The sequence below is a fragment of the Shewanella sp. 10N.286.48.B5 genome (genome assembly GCF_002874355.2).
Lineage (GTDB): Bacteria > Pseudomonadota > Gammaproteobacteria > Enterobacterales > Shewanellaceae > Shewanella.
Genome location: NZ_MCVG02000003.1, coordinates 137,647 through 153,730, shown reverse-complemented (window position 1 = coordinate 153,730; position 16,084 = coordinate 137,647). Strand labels below are relative to the sequence as shown.

The 16,084-nt window shown below is 44.8% G+C and carries 8 protein-coding genes and 3 rRNA genes; 8 read left to right on the top strand and 3 right to left on the bottom strand.

Translation table 11 applies throughout. From position 1 onward, the window contains the following. Positions 1-240: 240 nt before the first annotated feature. The 4 genes from BCU57_RS17525 (at position 241) to BCU57_RS17510 (ending at position 7,269) form a co-directional block, all read left to right on the top strand. Positions 241-1,782: ribosomal RNA gene (locus tag BCU57_RS17525) — 16S ribosomal RNA — on the top strand. Between the two features lie 377 nt (positions 1,783-2,159). Next, a 23S ribosomal RNA gene (locus BCU57_RS17520) occupies positions 2,160-5,051 on the top strand. Positions 5,052-5,202: 151 nt separating this feature from the next. After that, positions 5,203-5,318: ribosomal RNA gene (rrf, locus tag BCU57_RS17515) — 5S ribosomal RNA — on the top strand. The 16S, 23S and 5S rRNA genes sit together here, the layout of an rRNA operon. Positions 5,319-5,994: 676 nt before the next feature. Continuing rightward, a complete protein-coding gene (locus BCU57_RS17510) occupies positions 5,995-7,269 on the top strand; it encodes a CinA family nicotinamide mononucleotide deamidase-related protein (RefSeq protein ID WP_102440351.1) in 1,275 nt (424 codons plus the stop codon). 77 nt (positions 7,270-7,346) lie between these two features. On the opposite strand, the gene BCU57_RS17505 is transcribed toward BCU57_RS17510, so the two are convergent. The 3 genes from BCU57_RS17505 to argE form a co-directional block, all read right to left on the bottom strand. Beyond that, positions 7,347-7,883, bottom strand: a complete 537-nt coding sequence (locus BCU57_RS17505; protein WP_102440350.1) for a DUF1439 domain-containing protein — start codon at positions 7,881-7,883, stop codon at positions 7,347-7,349. Next, positions 7,883-10,531 (bottom strand): phosphoenolpyruvate carboxylase, encoded by a 2,649-nt coding sequence (ppc, locus tag BCU57_RS17500; RefSeq protein WP_102440349.1) that lies wholly within the window; start codon positions 10,529-10,531, stop codon positions 7,883-7,885. The genes BCU57_RS17505 and ppc overlap by 1 nt, the downstream gene beginning before the upstream one ends. Before the next feature lie 125 nt (positions 10,532-10,656). Then, positions 10,657-11,808: an acetylornithine deacetylase gene (gene argE / locus BCU57_RS17495; RefSeq protein WP_102440348.1), complete on the bottom strand. Its 1,152-nt coding sequence runs from the start codon at positions 11,806-11,808 to the stop codon at positions 10,657-10,659. Positions 11,809-12,069: 261 nt separating this feature from the next. Here argE and argC point away from each other — a divergent pair, with 261 nt between their 5' ends. From argC to BCU57_RS17475, 4 genes are all read left to right on the top strand, one after another. After that, complete coding sequence (gene argC / locus BCU57_RS17490; protein WP_102440347.1) at positions 12,070-13,050, top strand: N-acetyl-gamma-glutamyl-phosphate reductase; 981 nt, start codon at positions 12,070-12,072, stop codon at positions 13,048-13,050. A gap of 14 nt (positions 13,051-13,064) precedes the next feature. Continuing rightward, positions 13,065-13,847 (top strand): acetylglutamate kinase, encoded by a 783-nt coding sequence (gene argB, locus BCU57_RS17485; RefSeq protein ID WP_102440346.1) that lies wholly within the window; start codon positions 13,065-13,067, stop codon positions 13,845-13,847. An 11-nt stretch (positions 13,848-13,858) separates the two neighbouring features. Beyond that, positions 13,859-14,764, top strand: coding sequence for an ornithine carbamoyltransferase (locus BCU57_RS17480; RefSeq protein ID WP_076542002.1), 906 nt, complete (start codon positions 13,859-13,861; stop codon positions 14,762-14,764). Positions 14,765-14,830: 66 nt separating this feature from the next. Then, entirely contained in the window at positions 14,831-16,051 is a 1,221-nt protein-coding gene (locus BCU57_RS17475; RefSeq protein WP_102440345.1) for an argininosuccinate synthase, read from the top strand. The last annotated feature ends 33 nt before the right edge of the window (positions 16,052-16,084 follow it).

Below are 16,084 nucleotides of genomic sequence, written 5' to 3'. Positions count from 1 at the left end.
TCTTTAACAAATCAAACAAGAAATCTGTGTGGACACTCACAGGTGTTGAGTTAATCGAAATTGCTCATTCTTTCTCGTAAAGAGTGAAGCAATCAAAATTATTATCAATGTAACGATGAGTGTTCATAGCAATATGTAACAAACGTTTTAGAGATTCTTCCGAGTCTTTAAAATGAAATCAGAATTCATTGAGCCGAAACGAAGCTTTTATTTATAAGAGTGGTTGTTTCAACAAAACTTTAATTGAAGAGTTTGATCATGGCTCAGATTGAACGCTGGCGGCAGGCCTAACACATGCAAGTCGAGCGGTAACAGGAATTAGCTTGCTAATTCGCTGACGAGCGGCGGACGGGTGAGTAATGCCTAGGGATCTGCCCAGTCGAGGGGGATAACAGTTGGAAACGACTGCTAATACCGCATACGCCCTACGGGGGAAAGGAGGGGACCTTCGGGCCTTTCGCGATTGGATGAACCTAGGTGGGATTAGCTAGTTGGTGAGGTAATGGCTCACCAAGGCGACGATCCCTAGCTGTTCTGAGAGGATGATCAGCCACACTGGGACTGAGACACGGCCCAGACTCCTACGGGAGGCAGCAGTGGGGAATATTGCACAATGGGCGAAAGCCTGATGCAGCCATGCCGCGTGTGTGAAGAAGGCCTTCGGGTTGTAAAGCACTTTCAGTAGGGAGGAAAGGTTAACGGTTAATAACCGTTAGCTGTGACGTTACCTACAGAAGAAGGACCGGCTAACTTCGTGCCAGCAGCCGCGGTAATACGAGGGGTCCAAGCGTTAATCGGAATTACTGGGCGTAAAGCGTACGCAGGCGGTTCATTAAGCCAGATGTGAAATCCCCGGGCTCAACCTGGGAATTGCATTTGGAACTGGTGAACTAGAGTCTTGTAGAGGGGGTAGAATTTCAGGTGTAGCGGTGAAATGCGTAGAGATCTGAAGGAATACCGGTGGCGAAGGCGGCCCCCTGGACAAAGACTGACGCTCATGTACGAAAGCGTGGGGAGCAAACAGGATTAGATACCCTGGTAGTCCACGCCGTAAACGATGTCTACTCGGAGTTTGGTGCCTTGAGCACTGGGCTCCCAAGCTAACGCATTAAGTAGACCGCCTGGGGAGTACGGCCGCAAGGTTAAAACTCAAATGAATTGACGGGGGCCCGCACAAGCGGTGGAGCATGTGGTTTAATTCGATGCAACGCGAAGAACCTTACCTACTCTTGACATCCAGAGAATTCGCTAGAGATAGCTTAGTGCCTTCGGGAACTCTGAGACAGGTGCTGCATGGCTGTCGTCAGCTCGTGTTGTGAAATGTTGGGTTAAGTCCCGCAACGAGCGCAACCCCTATCCTTATTTGCCAGCGCGTAATGGCGGGAACTCTAGGGAGACTGCCGGTGATAAACCGGAGGAAGGTGGGGACGACGTCAAGTCATCATGGCCCTTACGAGTAGGGCTACACACGTGCTACAATGGCGTATACAGAGGGTTGCAAAGCCGCAAGGTCTAGCTAATCTCACAAAGTACGTCGTAGTCCGGATTGGAGTCTGCAACTCGACTCCATGAAGTCGGAATCGCTAGTAATCGTAGATCAGAATGCTACGGTGAATACGTTCCCGGGCCTTGTACACACCGCCCGTCACACCATGGGAGTGGGCTGCACCAGAAGTAGATAGTCTAACCTTCGGGAGGACGTTTACCACGGTGTGGTTCATGACTGGGGTGAAGTCGTAACAAGGTAGCCCTAGGGGAACCTGGGGCTGGATCACCTCCTTACCTATACGACTAACTTAATGTTTGTTGAGTGTTCACACAGATTGCTTGTTAACTTCTTCGGAAGTTGAGCGAAATGCGCCGCTGGCCGGTTAGCATTGTTCTTTAACAATTTGGAAAGCTGATAGTATTTAATACGATGATGTCTGTCGTTGTATTAATTACAAATCGTATTATTGGGAAATTAATCCTTTTCTGATAATACATTGAGTTCTCAAAACACTTTATTAAGTGTCTTGAATATTCTAAAAACTAAGGCGAATTTGTGTACTCGTAAGAGATGCAAATTATGTAATAAACCAGCTAGTTACGATACAGCTGTTAGGGCTACCCGCTCTGACAACGATTAAGTTTCCTTGTGAAACTCATTTGGGTTGTATGGTTAAGTGACTAAGCGTATACGGTGGATGCCTTGGCAGTCAGAGGCGATGAAGGACGTAGTAACTTGCGAAAAGCGTTGGCGAGCTAGTAACAAGCATTTGAGCTAACGATGTCCGAATGGGGAAACCCGGCCACATAAGTGGTCATCATAACGTGAATACATAGCGTTATGAGGCGAACCTGGGGAACTGAAACATCTAAGTACCCAGAGGAAAAGAAATCAACCGAGATTCCCCTAGTAGCGGCGAGCGAACGGGGATTAGCCCTTAAGTCTATGGGGTGTTAGTGGAATGAGTTGGAAAGCTCAACGGTACAGGGTGATAGTCCCGTACATGAAAACTAACCATAGATGAAAACGAGTAAGGCGGGACACGTGACATCCTGTTTGAATATGGGGGGACCATCCTCCAAGGCTAAATACTCCTGACTGACCGATAGTGAACCAGTACCGTGAGGGAAAGGCGAAAAGAACCCCTGTGAGGGGAGTGAAATAGAACCTGAAACCGTGTACGTACAAGCAGTGGGAGCGGTTCTTGAGACCGTGACTGCGTACCTTTTGTATAATGGGTCAGCGACTTACGTTTTGTAGCGAGGTTAAGCGAATAGCGGAGCCGTAGGGAAACCGAGTGTTAACTGCGCGTTTAGTTGCAAGGCGTAGACCCGAAACCGAGTGATCTAGCCATGGGCAGGTTGAAGGTTGAGTAACATCAACTGGAGGACCGAACCGACTAATGTTGAAAAATTAGCGGATGACTTGTGGCTGGGGGTGAAAGGCCAATCAAACTCGGAGATATCTGGTTCTCCTCGAAAGCTATTTAGGTAGCGCCTCGAGCGAATACCACTGGGGGTAGAGCACTGTTAAGGCTAGGGGGTCATCCCGACTTACCAACCCTTTGCAAACTCCGAATACCAGTGAGTACTACTCGGGAGACAGACGGCGGGTGCTAACGTCCGTCGTCAAAAGGGAAACAACCCAGACCATCAGCTAAGGTCCCAAAGTTATTGCTAAGTGGGAAACGATGTGGGAAGGCTTAGACAGCTAGGATGTTGGCTTAGAAGCAGCCATCATTTAAAGAAAGCGTAATAGCTCACTAGTCGAGTCGGCCTGCGCGGAAGATTTAACGGGGCTAAGCAATACACCGAAGCTATGGGTTTGCTCTTATGAGCAAGCGGTAGAGGAGCGTTCTGTAAGCGGTTGAAGGTGAAGGGGTAACCCACACTGGACGTATCAGAAGTGCGAATGCTGACATGAGTAACGATAAAGGGAGTGAAAAACTCCCTCGCCGAAAGACCAAGGGTTCCTGTCCAACGTTAATCGGGGCAGGGTGAGTCGACCCCTAAGGCGAGGCCGAAAGGCGTAGTCGATGGGAAACGGGTCAATATTCCCGTACTTCTGCTAACTGCGATGGAGAGACGGAGAAGGCTAGGCTAGCGCGGCGTTGGTAGTCCGCGTTTAAGGTTGTAGGCTGTAAACTTAGGCAAATCCGGGTTTACATTAGGCTGAGAGCTGATGACGAGTCACTAAGGTGATGAAGTAGTTGATGCCATGCTTCCAGGAAAATCTTCTAAGCTTCAGGTTAGTAGGAATCGTACCCCAAACCGACACAGGTGGTCGGGTAGAGAATACCAAGGCGCTTGAGAGAACTCGGCTGAAGGAACTAGGCAAAATGGTACCGTAACTTCGGGAGAAGGTACGCTGCTGTTGGTGATGGGACTTGCTCCCTAAGCTGACGGCAGTCGCAGATACCAGGTGGCTGCAACTGTTTATCAAAAACACAGTACTGTGCAAAATCGCAAGATGACGTATACGGTATGACGCCTGCCCGGTGCTTGAAGGTTAATTGATTGGGTTATCTTCGGAGAAGCTCATGATCGAAGCCCAAGTAAACGGCGGCCGTAACTATAACGGTCCTAAGGTAGCGAAATTCCTTGTCGGGTAAGTTCCGACCTGCACGAATGGCGTAATGATGGCCACGCTGTCTCCAGCCGAGACTCAGTGAAGTTGAAATTGCGGTGAAGATGCCGTATACCCGCGGCTAGACGGAAAGACCCCGTGAACCTTTACTATAGCTTGGCACTGAACATTGAACCTACATGTGTAGGATAGGTGGGAGACTTTGAAGCTTCGTCGCTAGATGGAGTGGAGTCAATCTTGAAATACCACCCTTGTAGTTTTGATGTTCTAACCGTGGCCCCTTATCGGGGTTCGGGACAGTGCCTGGTGGGTAGTTTGACTGGGGCGGTCTCCTCCCAAAGAGTAACGGAGGAGCACGAAGGTTGGCTAAGTACGGTCGGACATCGTACGGTTAGTGCAATGGCATAAGCCAGCTTAACTGCGAGACATACACGTCGAGCAGGTACGAAAGTAGGTCATAGTGATCCGGTGGTTCTGTATGGAAGGGCCATCGCTCAACGGATAAAAGGTACTCCGGGGATAACAGGCTGATACCGCCCAAGAGTTCATATCGACGGCGGTGTTTGGCACCTCGATGTCGGCTCATCACATCCTGGGGCTGAAGTCGGTCCCAAGGGTATGGCTGTTCGCCATTTAAAGTGGTACGCGAGCTGGGTTCAGAACGTCGTGAGACAGTTCGGTCCCTATCTGCCGTGGGCGTTGGATGATTGAAGGAAGCTGCTCCTAGTACGAGAGGACCGGAGTGGACGAACCGCTGGTGTTCGGGTTGTTATGCCAATAGCATTGCCCGGTAGCTACGTTCGGAATCGATAACCGCTGAAAGCATCTAAGCGGGAAGCGAGTCCTAAGATGAGTCATCCCTAGAGATTTAATCTCTCTAAAGAGCCGTTCGAGACTAGGACGTTGATAGGCAGGGTGTGTAAGCGTTGTGAGGCGTTGAGCTAACCTGTACTAATGACTCGTGAGGCTTAACCATACAACCCAGATGAGTTTTATCTGAGTTGATGGTAACTAGATTTATTACAAAAGACTTAGTGATAGAATTTAAGCACTTGATAAAGTAAGAAACTCAAACAGCTTTCCGAATTATTATTTACTGCATTTGCGGTAGATAAAGCAAGAATTTGCTTGGTGACAATAGCATTGTGGTACCACCTGATCCCATCCCGAACTCAGTAGTGAAACGCAATCGCGCCGATGATAGTGTGGGGTCTCCCCATGTGAAAGTAGGTCATCGCCAAGCGCCTAATATCTCTCGTAAGAGAGTCGATAAAGCCCTGACTTAACAGTCAGGGCTTTTTTCGTTTGGGGGGCAAAAAGAATAAATCCTAACGCTGATAACTTGAGTCATTAGCTGCAACATATCAGCGTGAGCAGTGCGTGTGTGCGAATACCCATGTGAAACTAGGGTGTAATGTCTGTGGTTATAAAGCATAGCTTTATACAGATATGGAGCGCGGAGGATTTCTCCGCATCTGAACATCGCCAAGCGCCTAAAATCTCTCATCAGAGAGTCGATAAAGCCTGAGTCACCGTGTCAGGTTTTTTCGTTTTTAGGATATAAATATCAACAAGTTCTGATAATTGAAGTATTTAACCATATTTTTCTGAATATAAATGTGGGCAATAAGCCAATGTAGAACCAAGTTTAAGTCAATGGCCTAATTTTTCTAGATAGAATAATTAGCCTATTACTTAAGAGTCAGGCTTTATTGTGTTTGTGATTATAGCGCTGCTTACAATTAATAATTCACTTAAGAACCTGTTGAGTGCACAAGTTGAACTTAAAACAACCTATTGCAGTATTAAATAGCAGTAACGTAATGCAGCTATCATGATGGTAAGCTATCTTGTAGGTTATTTTGCGGATTTAATCTTGCTTGTTGTTTCTTTTCAAGACAGGCTTTTTAGGGATAATGATGAAACTAGAGATGATTTGTACTGGCGAAGAAGTACTATCTGGCCAGATTATAGATACTAATGCTGCCTGGGTTGCTAATACCATGATGGAGTTAGGTATTGAAATGCAGCACCGTATTACAGTTGGTGATCGCTTAGATGATCTTGTTCAAGCATTTATTGATAGAAGCCATCATGCCGATGTGATTATTATTAACGGCGGTTTAGGGCCAACCAGTGATGATATGTCAGCAGAAGCGATGGCGTTAGCTAAGGGGGAGCCTTTAGTTGAGAATGTTGAATGGCGAGAGAAATTAATTGAATGGTTTTCGCGTAACAACCGTGTGATGGCCAAGAGTAACCTTAAACAGGCTTGGTTACCTGAGTCTGCAGTAATGATTGATAATCCTGTTGGAACAGCATGTGGTTTTAGAGTTAAGTTAAATAAAGCATGGTTATTTTTTACTCCCGGTGTTCCTTTTGAATTAAAGCACATGATCACCGAGCAGTTTATTCCTTTTATTAAGGCTGAATTTAAAGCTAGTGAAAACACTGCGCTAAAAAAACTGCTTACCATAGGTCATGGGGAGTCTTCTTTAGCTGATAGCCTAGCGGATTTAACTTTGCCTGATGGTGTCACCTTAGGTTACCGCTCTTCTATGCCACATATTGAGATTAAAATATTTGCTCGTGGCGATGAAGCAATTAGACAACTCTCAAGCGTGACCCAAGAAGTCAAAGCGATTCTCGGTACTGCAGTGGTCGCTGATGATAAGCCCACACTTGCTGCAGAAATTCATCAACGTTTATATCAATCTGGTTTTAGTTTAAGTGTTGCAGAGTCTTGTACTGGCGGTTTAGTAACGAGCCAGTTAATTGATTTTGCAGGCAGCTCATCTTATTTACATCATGGCTTAGTGACCTATAGCAATGAATCGAAAGTCAAAGTACTAGGGGTTAATCCACAGGTTTTGGATGATCACGGCGCGGTTTCTATTCAAACTGTTGAGGCTATGGCTAAAGGCGCTAGAGAGATTTTAGATAGTGACTACGCCTTATCTACTAGTGGCATAGCTGGACCTGATGGAGGTTCAGAGGAAAAACCTGTTGGGACAGTGGCCATTGCGCTGGCGACTAAAAATGCGGTATATAGTCAGATGATTAAAGTTTCCAGCCGCTCACGAAGTTTGGTGCGCAGTTTAAGCGCTGCAGTTGCCTATGACATGTTACGCAGAGCATTATTAGATGAAGCGATTATTGTTGATTACCCATCAATAAAACGTTTTGATAAGTAATTAAGCTTATTGTCTTTATATAAAAAAAGTAGCAATATTTATTGCTACTTTTTTTGTTTCAGTTGCATAATTAAGGTTTAAAACTTAATGACAATCTTGCCTTTTTGCACTTCAATCTCTTTGGTGATTGAGGCCATTAGTGCTTGATTAGCATCATTTTCATCCAGCACGTAGACAGGTTGCGATGCTAGAAAAGTACTAAGAAACATCATTAGCTGTGGTGTGATTGATGAAAGCATTTTTTCAATATCTGCGGGGGTTGATTTAACCTCAACCAAATCTAACTTCTTTAAATAGATGCTTTTGGTTTCAACGTCATACCAAGGCTCAGCCTCAAATGTTGTCACAAGATCCGCTTCTATAGATTTAAAAGGGTTTTTAACGGCCATTCTTGTTTGGGCTGTGACCGCAATAGTATTGGGCTTGTGGCCCAATTCTACTTCCATATCATTGAGTTTAAGTTGAAGCCCAAAAACTTGGTTACCTTGGGAGACTTCATAATGCATCTCGTTATTTAGGTAATCTTCAACTTCAGACTCACTAATGCTGTACTGAGTGGCGCAACCAGTCAGTAATAGCATTAGTAAACCTAAACCACATTTAAGTATGCGCATTAGCCAGTGTTTCTCATTCCTGCTGCGACGCCAGCAATGGTTAACATCAGTGCAAGTTCTACTTGTTTAGATGCTTGATCTTCATTACGGGTACGAGCGAGCAATTCAGCTTGTAAAAAGTTGAGTGGGTCAATATACGGGTTACGTAACTTAACAGACTCGCGGTTCCAAGGTGTATGCGCCATTAACTCTTCTGATTGGGTTAATGACAATACCTCATCAATACCTAATTGTAGGCTGGCGCGCAGCTTTATGCCCAAATGTTTTAATTCATCAGGAACAAGGCTGCTATCGTAATAACTAGCAAGGTTTGGCTCCGCTTTCATGTATACCATTTCAAGCATTGAAACACGGGTCTCAAAGAATGGCCATTGTTGCTCCATTTCTATGAGTAAATCAGCTTCACCTCGTTGTGACGCGGCTTGTAGTGCTTCGCCTGCACCTAACCATGCTGGTAGCATTAGGCGGTTTTGAGACCATGCAAATATCCATGGGATTGCGCGTAAACTCTCAATGCCGCCATCGACACGACGTTTTGCTGGGCGACTCCCTAATGGCAGTTTACCTAGTTCAACTTCAGGTGTCGCTGCGCGAAAGTAAGCCACAAAATCAGGCTCTTCACGGACGATGCCGCGATAGGCTTTAACTGAATCATCTGCTAAGCGCTGCATACAGTCACGCCATTGCTGTTTAGGCTCAGGTGGCGGCAGTAAGGTTGCCTCCATAACTGCTGAAGTATATAAAGCCAAGCTTTGAACGGCCACTTTAGGTAGGCCAAATTTAAAGCGGATCATCTCCCCTTGTTCGGTGACACGAATTCGACCATCAACAGAACCCGGTGGTTGCGATAAAATTGCTTTATGAGCTGGTCCGCCGCCTCGGCCAATGGAGCCACCACGACCATGGAACAGCATCAGTTTTACATCTGCTTTCTTACATACTGCTACTAATTGCTCTTGGGCATGATATTGCGCCCATGCAGCAGCAATCACGCCGGCATCTTTGGCTGAATCAGAATAGCCGATCATCACCTCTTGCATGCCTTTGGTGTAACCGCGATACCAGTCAATATTAAGCAGTTGAGTCATGCAATCAGCTGCTGTGGTTAAATCACTTAATGTTTCAAACAATGGCACTACGCGCATTGGATGCTGGCAGCCACTTTCTTTAAGTAATAACAGCACCGCTAATACATCTGATGGCTTACTTGCCATTGAAATAACATATGAACCCAGTGCTGTCGCAGGCTGGCTTGCAACCAGTTTACAGGTGTTAAGCACTTCTTGTACGTCAGCCGTTGGTTGCCACGTGCTTGGAATAAGCGGTCTGCGACCTGTTAGCTCACGTAATAAAAACGCCTGCTTTTCGTTTTCATCCCAGTGATCATAGTCACCTAGGCCTAAGTAGCGTGTTAGCTCGGCAATGACGTCGCTGTGACGTTCAGCATCTTGGCGGATATCCAACCTGAGCATATGGATACCGAAACAGGCCATACGGCGAAGAATATCTAACAATAATCCGTTGGCAATAAGCCGCATACCTGATGAGGTTAAACTACGGTATAGCAGCTCTAGTGGTAGCTTTAAGTCTTCAAGTTCCCAAATAGTTTCATCAGGTTTCATATCGACTTGATGACCTTCAAGGCGGATATTTAAGTAGTCGATGGTATTACGTAATTTGTTACGTAGATCACGCAGCACATCACGGTAGGGCTCTTTACTGTTATTGGTTAATGCCATCAGTTCTTCACTGGCATCTTCCATGGATAATTCATTAATCAGCTTAACGATATCTTTGAGGTATAAGCGTGCGGCAGCATGGCGGTTTCGTAGTAATACTTCTTGTGTGACGACTGAGGTAACAAATGGATTACCGTCTCTATCTCCGCCCATCCAGCTAGAAAAACGTACTGGGCATATGTCTGTGGAAATTTGTTTGCCCGTTTTAGCTTGTACATGATCATTGAGCTGGCGTAAGAAGTCGGGTACAGCTTGCCATAGTGATGTTTCAATTGTGCTAAGTCCCCAGCGAGCTTCATCAACAGGGGTTGGCCTGTCATGACGAATTTCATTGGTATGCCATATTTGTGCGATGAGCTGGCGTAAGCGTAAATGAGATTGGCCTATTTCTCGCTCAGTTAGTTGCTGATTTTCTTGCTCTGTCAGACAATCGACCACCGCGGAGTATTTTTGAATGAGGGTGCGACGTGAAATCTCGGTGGGATGTGCTGTGAGTACTAAATCGATATCGAGGTTTTCAAGACACTGGATAACCTCTTGCTCATTGGAGCTGCTGTTAAGCATTCGTCCAAGTAGCTGCTCTACTGGATCCGGTGTACATACAAGCTCATCACAATTACGGCTAATGGTATGGAATTGCTCCGCGATATTCGCCAAATTAAGGAATTGATTGAAGGCTTTGGCAAAAGGAACTAATTCTTCATCAGGAAGCGAGTTGAGTAAAGTGAGCATCTGTTGGCGTGATTCTGCATTTCCTTGGCGGGATTCTTTAGCCAAAATGCGGATTTGCTCGACCTTTTCGAGAAAACCTTCACCAAGATGATCGCGCATAGTATCACCTAAAATTTGTCCTAAGTTGCTGACATTAGAACGCAAGGATGCATACATATCGGCGGTTTGATCTGCCATAATTACTCCATAAGTTACTTAATAAGCGGTGACAATTTTTCCATAAGCTTTAGCACAATAGCGAGCGACAACTGCTTGGTCAATGGCTGATGAGATAAATTCAAAAGCCATTAATCTGCTTGTTGTTATTTAATACAAGCTTGATAAATCAGTTTTTTAATGAGCTCAACCGTTGGGGTTAAATATTCAAGGCCAATATATTCATCGGGCTGATGGGCCTGATTGATACTCCCGGGGCCAAGTACTAATGTTTGACAGCCTAATTGATTTATATAAGGCGCTTCAGTGGCGTAATTGACCACTTCAGCTTGGCTATTAGCAAGCTCAGTAACCAGCTTGGTCCAATAACTATCAGCTTTTCCTGCAAATGACTCAGAGCCTGGGTATAAGGTGCGTACTTCAATACTGCCTGGATATTGCTTATTAATTTCAGCAAGGTAGTTAATGACCATTAACTCTAAATCAGCTAATTCAATACCGGGCAGTGGGCGAATATCAAGGTGTAAGTCGCAGCAGCCACAAATACGGTTGGCTGCATCGCCGCCGTGAATATGGCCAAAGTTCATGGTTGGGTAGGGCACGCTAAAGGCATCTTCTCGGTAGTTTTCACTTAAGTGTTGCTTGAGCTTTATTAACTGACCTGTGACTTGATGCATTATCTCGATGGCATTAAGCCCACGTGCAGGATCTGATGAATGACCACTGCGACCAATAACGCGAATACCTTGGGCTAAATGGCCTTTATGCATATAAACCGGCTTTAAGCTGGTTGGCTCGCCGATAATGGCATAATCTGGTGCTATAGATGTTGATTCAGCAAAGGCTTTAGCGCCATTCATGGTGGTTTCTTCATCGGCACTGGCAAAAATATGTAATGGACGCTTTAACTCAGTTAATGGGATGTCTTTTAACGCTTCCATGATTAGGGCAAAAAAGCCTTTCATATCGCAGGTACCTAGGCCATACCAGCGATTGTCTTTCTCAGTTAATTCAAATGGACTTTGGCTCCAACGACCTTCATCAAAGGGAACGGTATCGGTGTGGCCAGCTAATAACAAGCCGCCTTTGCCAGAACCAATGGTGGCGACAAGGTTTTGTTTACCTCTGCTATCAGCGACAGTACTAATTGTGCAGTCAAACCCCATGTCGCTAAACCAAGACTGTAGCAGTGCAATAACTGCATGGTTACTCATATCTTGTTCTACTTCTAAGGCACTGATTGAAGGTAGTGCAATCAACTGTTTAAAAGCATCTTTTAATTCTGGTAGTGAGTTCATAAGGGCCTTTTATAAATATTTAATTAAATAATCATTCATAATTATTGCATAAGTAATGTTTTGTGTTAGTCTAGCAAACAGCTAAGGAATTCACCATAACTTGATAAATATTTAAGAACTATAGATATGTATGTAATTGCGATTCAATTCACTGTAACAGATCCCAAAGTAAACTATTCTCGACGATAGTTTTAATCTCGAGCACCCTGCTCATATTTCAAATAAAAATTAATAGTTTACTGACTTAAAGATGACAACATAATGAAAAAAATCGCAATAATTGGTGCTAGTGGTTATACCGGAGCACAAATCACCGCTCTTATTGATGCGCAAGCGTCACTATCGATCCAAGGCTTATATGTTTCTGAAAACAGCCTAGATAAAGGCCGGTTATTAGCAGATCTATACCCGAGTTATCAACACATTCAAATTCCTCTGTCACCGTTATCGGCTGATGCTAAACAAGCCATCGTTGATCAAGCTGACGCTGTTGTATTAGCAACAGAGCATTCAGTTAGTTTGGAATTGGCCGCATTCTTTTATAACCAAGGTTTAGCTGTATTTGATTTAAGTGGCGCATATCGGTTTGCTGATACCGCTCAATATCCTAAATGGTATGGTTTTGAACATACTCAAGCAGCAGTGCTTGCTGATGCGGTTTACGGCCTAGCAGAATGGAACGCGCAAGCCATTGCTAATAGCAAAATGATTGCTGTGCCAGGTTGTTATCCAACTGCATCACTCACAGCGCTAAAACCATTAAAACCATTGTTAACTAATGCTTACCCTGTAATTAACGCAGTCAGTGGTGTGACCGGTGCAGGCAGAAAAGCCCAATTGCATACCAGTTTTTGTGAAGTCAGCTTAACGCCCTATGGTGTATTAGGGCATAGACATCAACCAGAAATCGCCACCCAGCTGGGTCAAGAAGTTATCTTTACCCCGCATTTAGGTAATTTTAAGCGTGGAATTTTAGCCACCATTACTGTGCAACTTAAAGCGGGTACTACAGAAGCTGACATTGCTAAAGCTTATGGCGTATATGATGACTCGCCACTGGTGAGCGTAAAGCATAACCAATTTCCTAAAGTCGATGATGTGGTGCTAACACCCAATTGTATCGTGGGCTGGAAGTTTGACCCGCAAAGCAATTACCTAGTGGTCGCTAGCGCCATTGATAATTTAATGAAAGGCGCTGCAAGCCAAGGTCTGCAGTGCATTAATATTCACTTCGGTCTATAACAGGAGCCTTGATTATGTCTAATACCAACCCTGTTATCGTACTTAAAGTGGGTGGCGCGCTGTTGCAATCAGAGCCTGGCATGGCAGAGTTGATGTCAGTAGTTGCTGAAATGATGCAGCAAGGGCAGAAAGTGATTTTTGTTCACGGCGGTGGTTGCTTGGTCGATGAACAGCTTGAAGCTAATGGCAAGCAAACGATTAAGCTTGAGGGCCTGCGTGTTACCCCTGCTGATCAGATCCCGATTGTTGTTGGCGCTTTGGCAGGCACATCGAATAAAATTTTACAGGCCGCGGCAATTAAAGCTGGCATCGTCAGTGTGGGCATGAGCTTGGCTGATGGCAATATCGTCAATGCCAAAATTAAACATGAAAAGTTAGGTTTGGTGGGGGAAGTATCACCGAATGATCCGAGTTATTTAACTTATTTATTGTCGCAAAACTGGTTACCTATTTGCAGTTCAATCGCGATTTCACCAGCGGGCGATATGCTGAATGTCAATGCCGATCAAGCCGCTACCGCATTAGCTAAACTCGTTGCCGGTCAGCTGGTGTTATTGTCAGACGTACCCGGTGTACTTGATGCTAAAGGTGAGTTAATTGCCCAATTAGATCAACAACAAATTAGCTCGCTTGTGGAGCAAGGTGTGATTGAAAAAGGCATGAAAGTAAAAGTTGAAGCGGCATTAGAGGTCGCTCAATGGATGGGCAAAGCCGTACAGGTCGCCTCATGGAAACAACCCCAACAATTAATAGCATTAACTAACGGACAATCCGTTGGCACTCAAATTCAGCCTTAGGAGCAAAGCTAATGGAACACTTATTATCACTTAAAGACTTGTCGCAAACCCAGCTATTAGACTTACTGGCTTTGGCGAAAAAAATTAAAGCAAACCCAGCTGATTATAATCAAGCGCTGGCAGGCAAAAGTGTGGTGATGTTATTTGAAAAGCCATCACTGCGTACTCGAGTAAGTTTTGATATTGGTATTAACAAGCTAGGTGGTCATTCAGTTTATCTTGATCAACAAAATGGTGCATTAGGCAAACGTGAGCCAGTATCTGATTTTGCGACTAACATTTCGTGCTGGGCAGATGCGATTGTAGCAAGAACTTTTTCGCATACAACTATTGCAGGTCTTGCTGAACATGCGTCAGTTCCGGTGATTAATGCGCTATGTAATTTGTACCACCCTTGCCAAGGCTTAGCAGACTTTTTGACCTTATCAGAGAAGTTTGATGATGTAAGTAAAGTGAAATTAGCTTACCTAGGTGATGGTAACAATGTGACACACTCTTTGATGTATGGCGCTGCTATCTTAGGTGCGACCATGACTGTAGTTTGCCCGCCAGGCCACTTCCCTGACGGCAATATTGTCTGTGAAGTACAAGCTTTGGCTGCCAAGCATGGTGGCAAGCTTATCTTGACCTCGGATGTGAGTGAAATGGGCCCGCAAGATGCCATATACACAGATACGTGGATCTCAATGGGCGACAATACTTCAATGGCAGAAATTGAAGCGAAATTTAAGCCTTATCAAGTTAATAGTGAATTAATGAATAAGGTAGGTGCCAATTACTTTATGCATTGTTTGCCAGCTTACCGTGAAGTGGAAGCAACAGCAGAAGTAGTGGATGGTGAAGGTTCACTTATCCTCCAGCAAGCAGAAAACAGAATGCATGCACAAAACGCCGTATTGGTTACTTTGTTAGGTTAATAAATCATATTTTCATCAGCTGGCGTTAGCGAGCTTTTATAAAACAAATTTACGTTAGGAATTACCATGTCAATTGCAGCACAACCAAATATTAAAAAAGTCGTATTAGCTTACTCGGGTGGATTAGACACCTCAGCGATTATCCCATGGCTAAAAGAAACCTATGATAATTGTGAAATTGTCGCCTTTTGTGCTGATGTTGGTCAAGGTGCAGAAGAACTTGAAGGTTTATATGAAAAAGCCATCGCATCAGGTGCTTCAGAGTGTTATATCGTCGATTTAAAAGAAGAGCTGGTGGCTGATTATATTTATCCGACTATTGCCACAGGTGCTATCTATGAAGGTACGTACTTACTGGGTACCTCAATGGCGCGTCCAATTATTGCTAAGGCGCAAGTAGAAGTCGCCCGTAAAGTTGGCGCTGATGCGGTATGTCATGGTTGTACCGGTAAAGGTAATGACCAAGTACGTTTCGAGGGTTGTTTTGCCGCACTTGCACCAGAGTTAACCGTTATTGCGCCTTGGCGTGAATGGTCAATGGTCAGCCGTGAAGATTTGCTTGATTACCTTGCTGAAAGAAATATCGAAACTACAGCATCAGCGACTAAGATTTATAGCCGTGATGCCAACGCATGGCATATCTCTCACGAAGGCGGTGAGTTAGAAGATCCGTGGAATGAGCCAAGCAAAGAAGTATGGACCATGACAGTGGCACCAGAAGATGCCCCAAATACCCCTGAGTATGTTGGGCTAACCATCGCCAATGGTCGTGTTACTCATGTTGATGATGTTGCGCTATCTCCATATGACGCACTAATGAAGCTAAATGAATTAGCTGCAGCACACGGTGTTGGTCGTATCGACATTACCGAAAACCGTTTAGTGGGCATGAAGTCTCGTGGCTGTTATGAAACCCCTGGTGGAACAGTGATGTTTGCAGGCCTACGCGCAATCGAAGAGCTAGTGCTCGATAAAACAAGCCGTGAGTGGCGTGAGCAAGTCGGCGCACAAATGGCTCATCTTGTATATGATGGACGTTGGTTTACGCCATTGTGTAATTCATTGATTGCCGCGTCAGAATCTTTAGCTGAATTAGTTAACGGCGAAGTGGTCGTCAAACTTTATAAAGGCCAAGCAAGTGTGGTGAAAAAGCGCTCTCCAAACAGCTTATATTCAGAAGAGTTCGCGACCTTTGGTGACGACAATGTTTATGACCAAAAAGATGCAGCAGGCTTTATCCGCCTTTACTCTTTATCAAGCCGTATTAGAGCATTAAATACCAAGTAATTTCCTGTTATTTAAGATTGATACGGGGCTCAT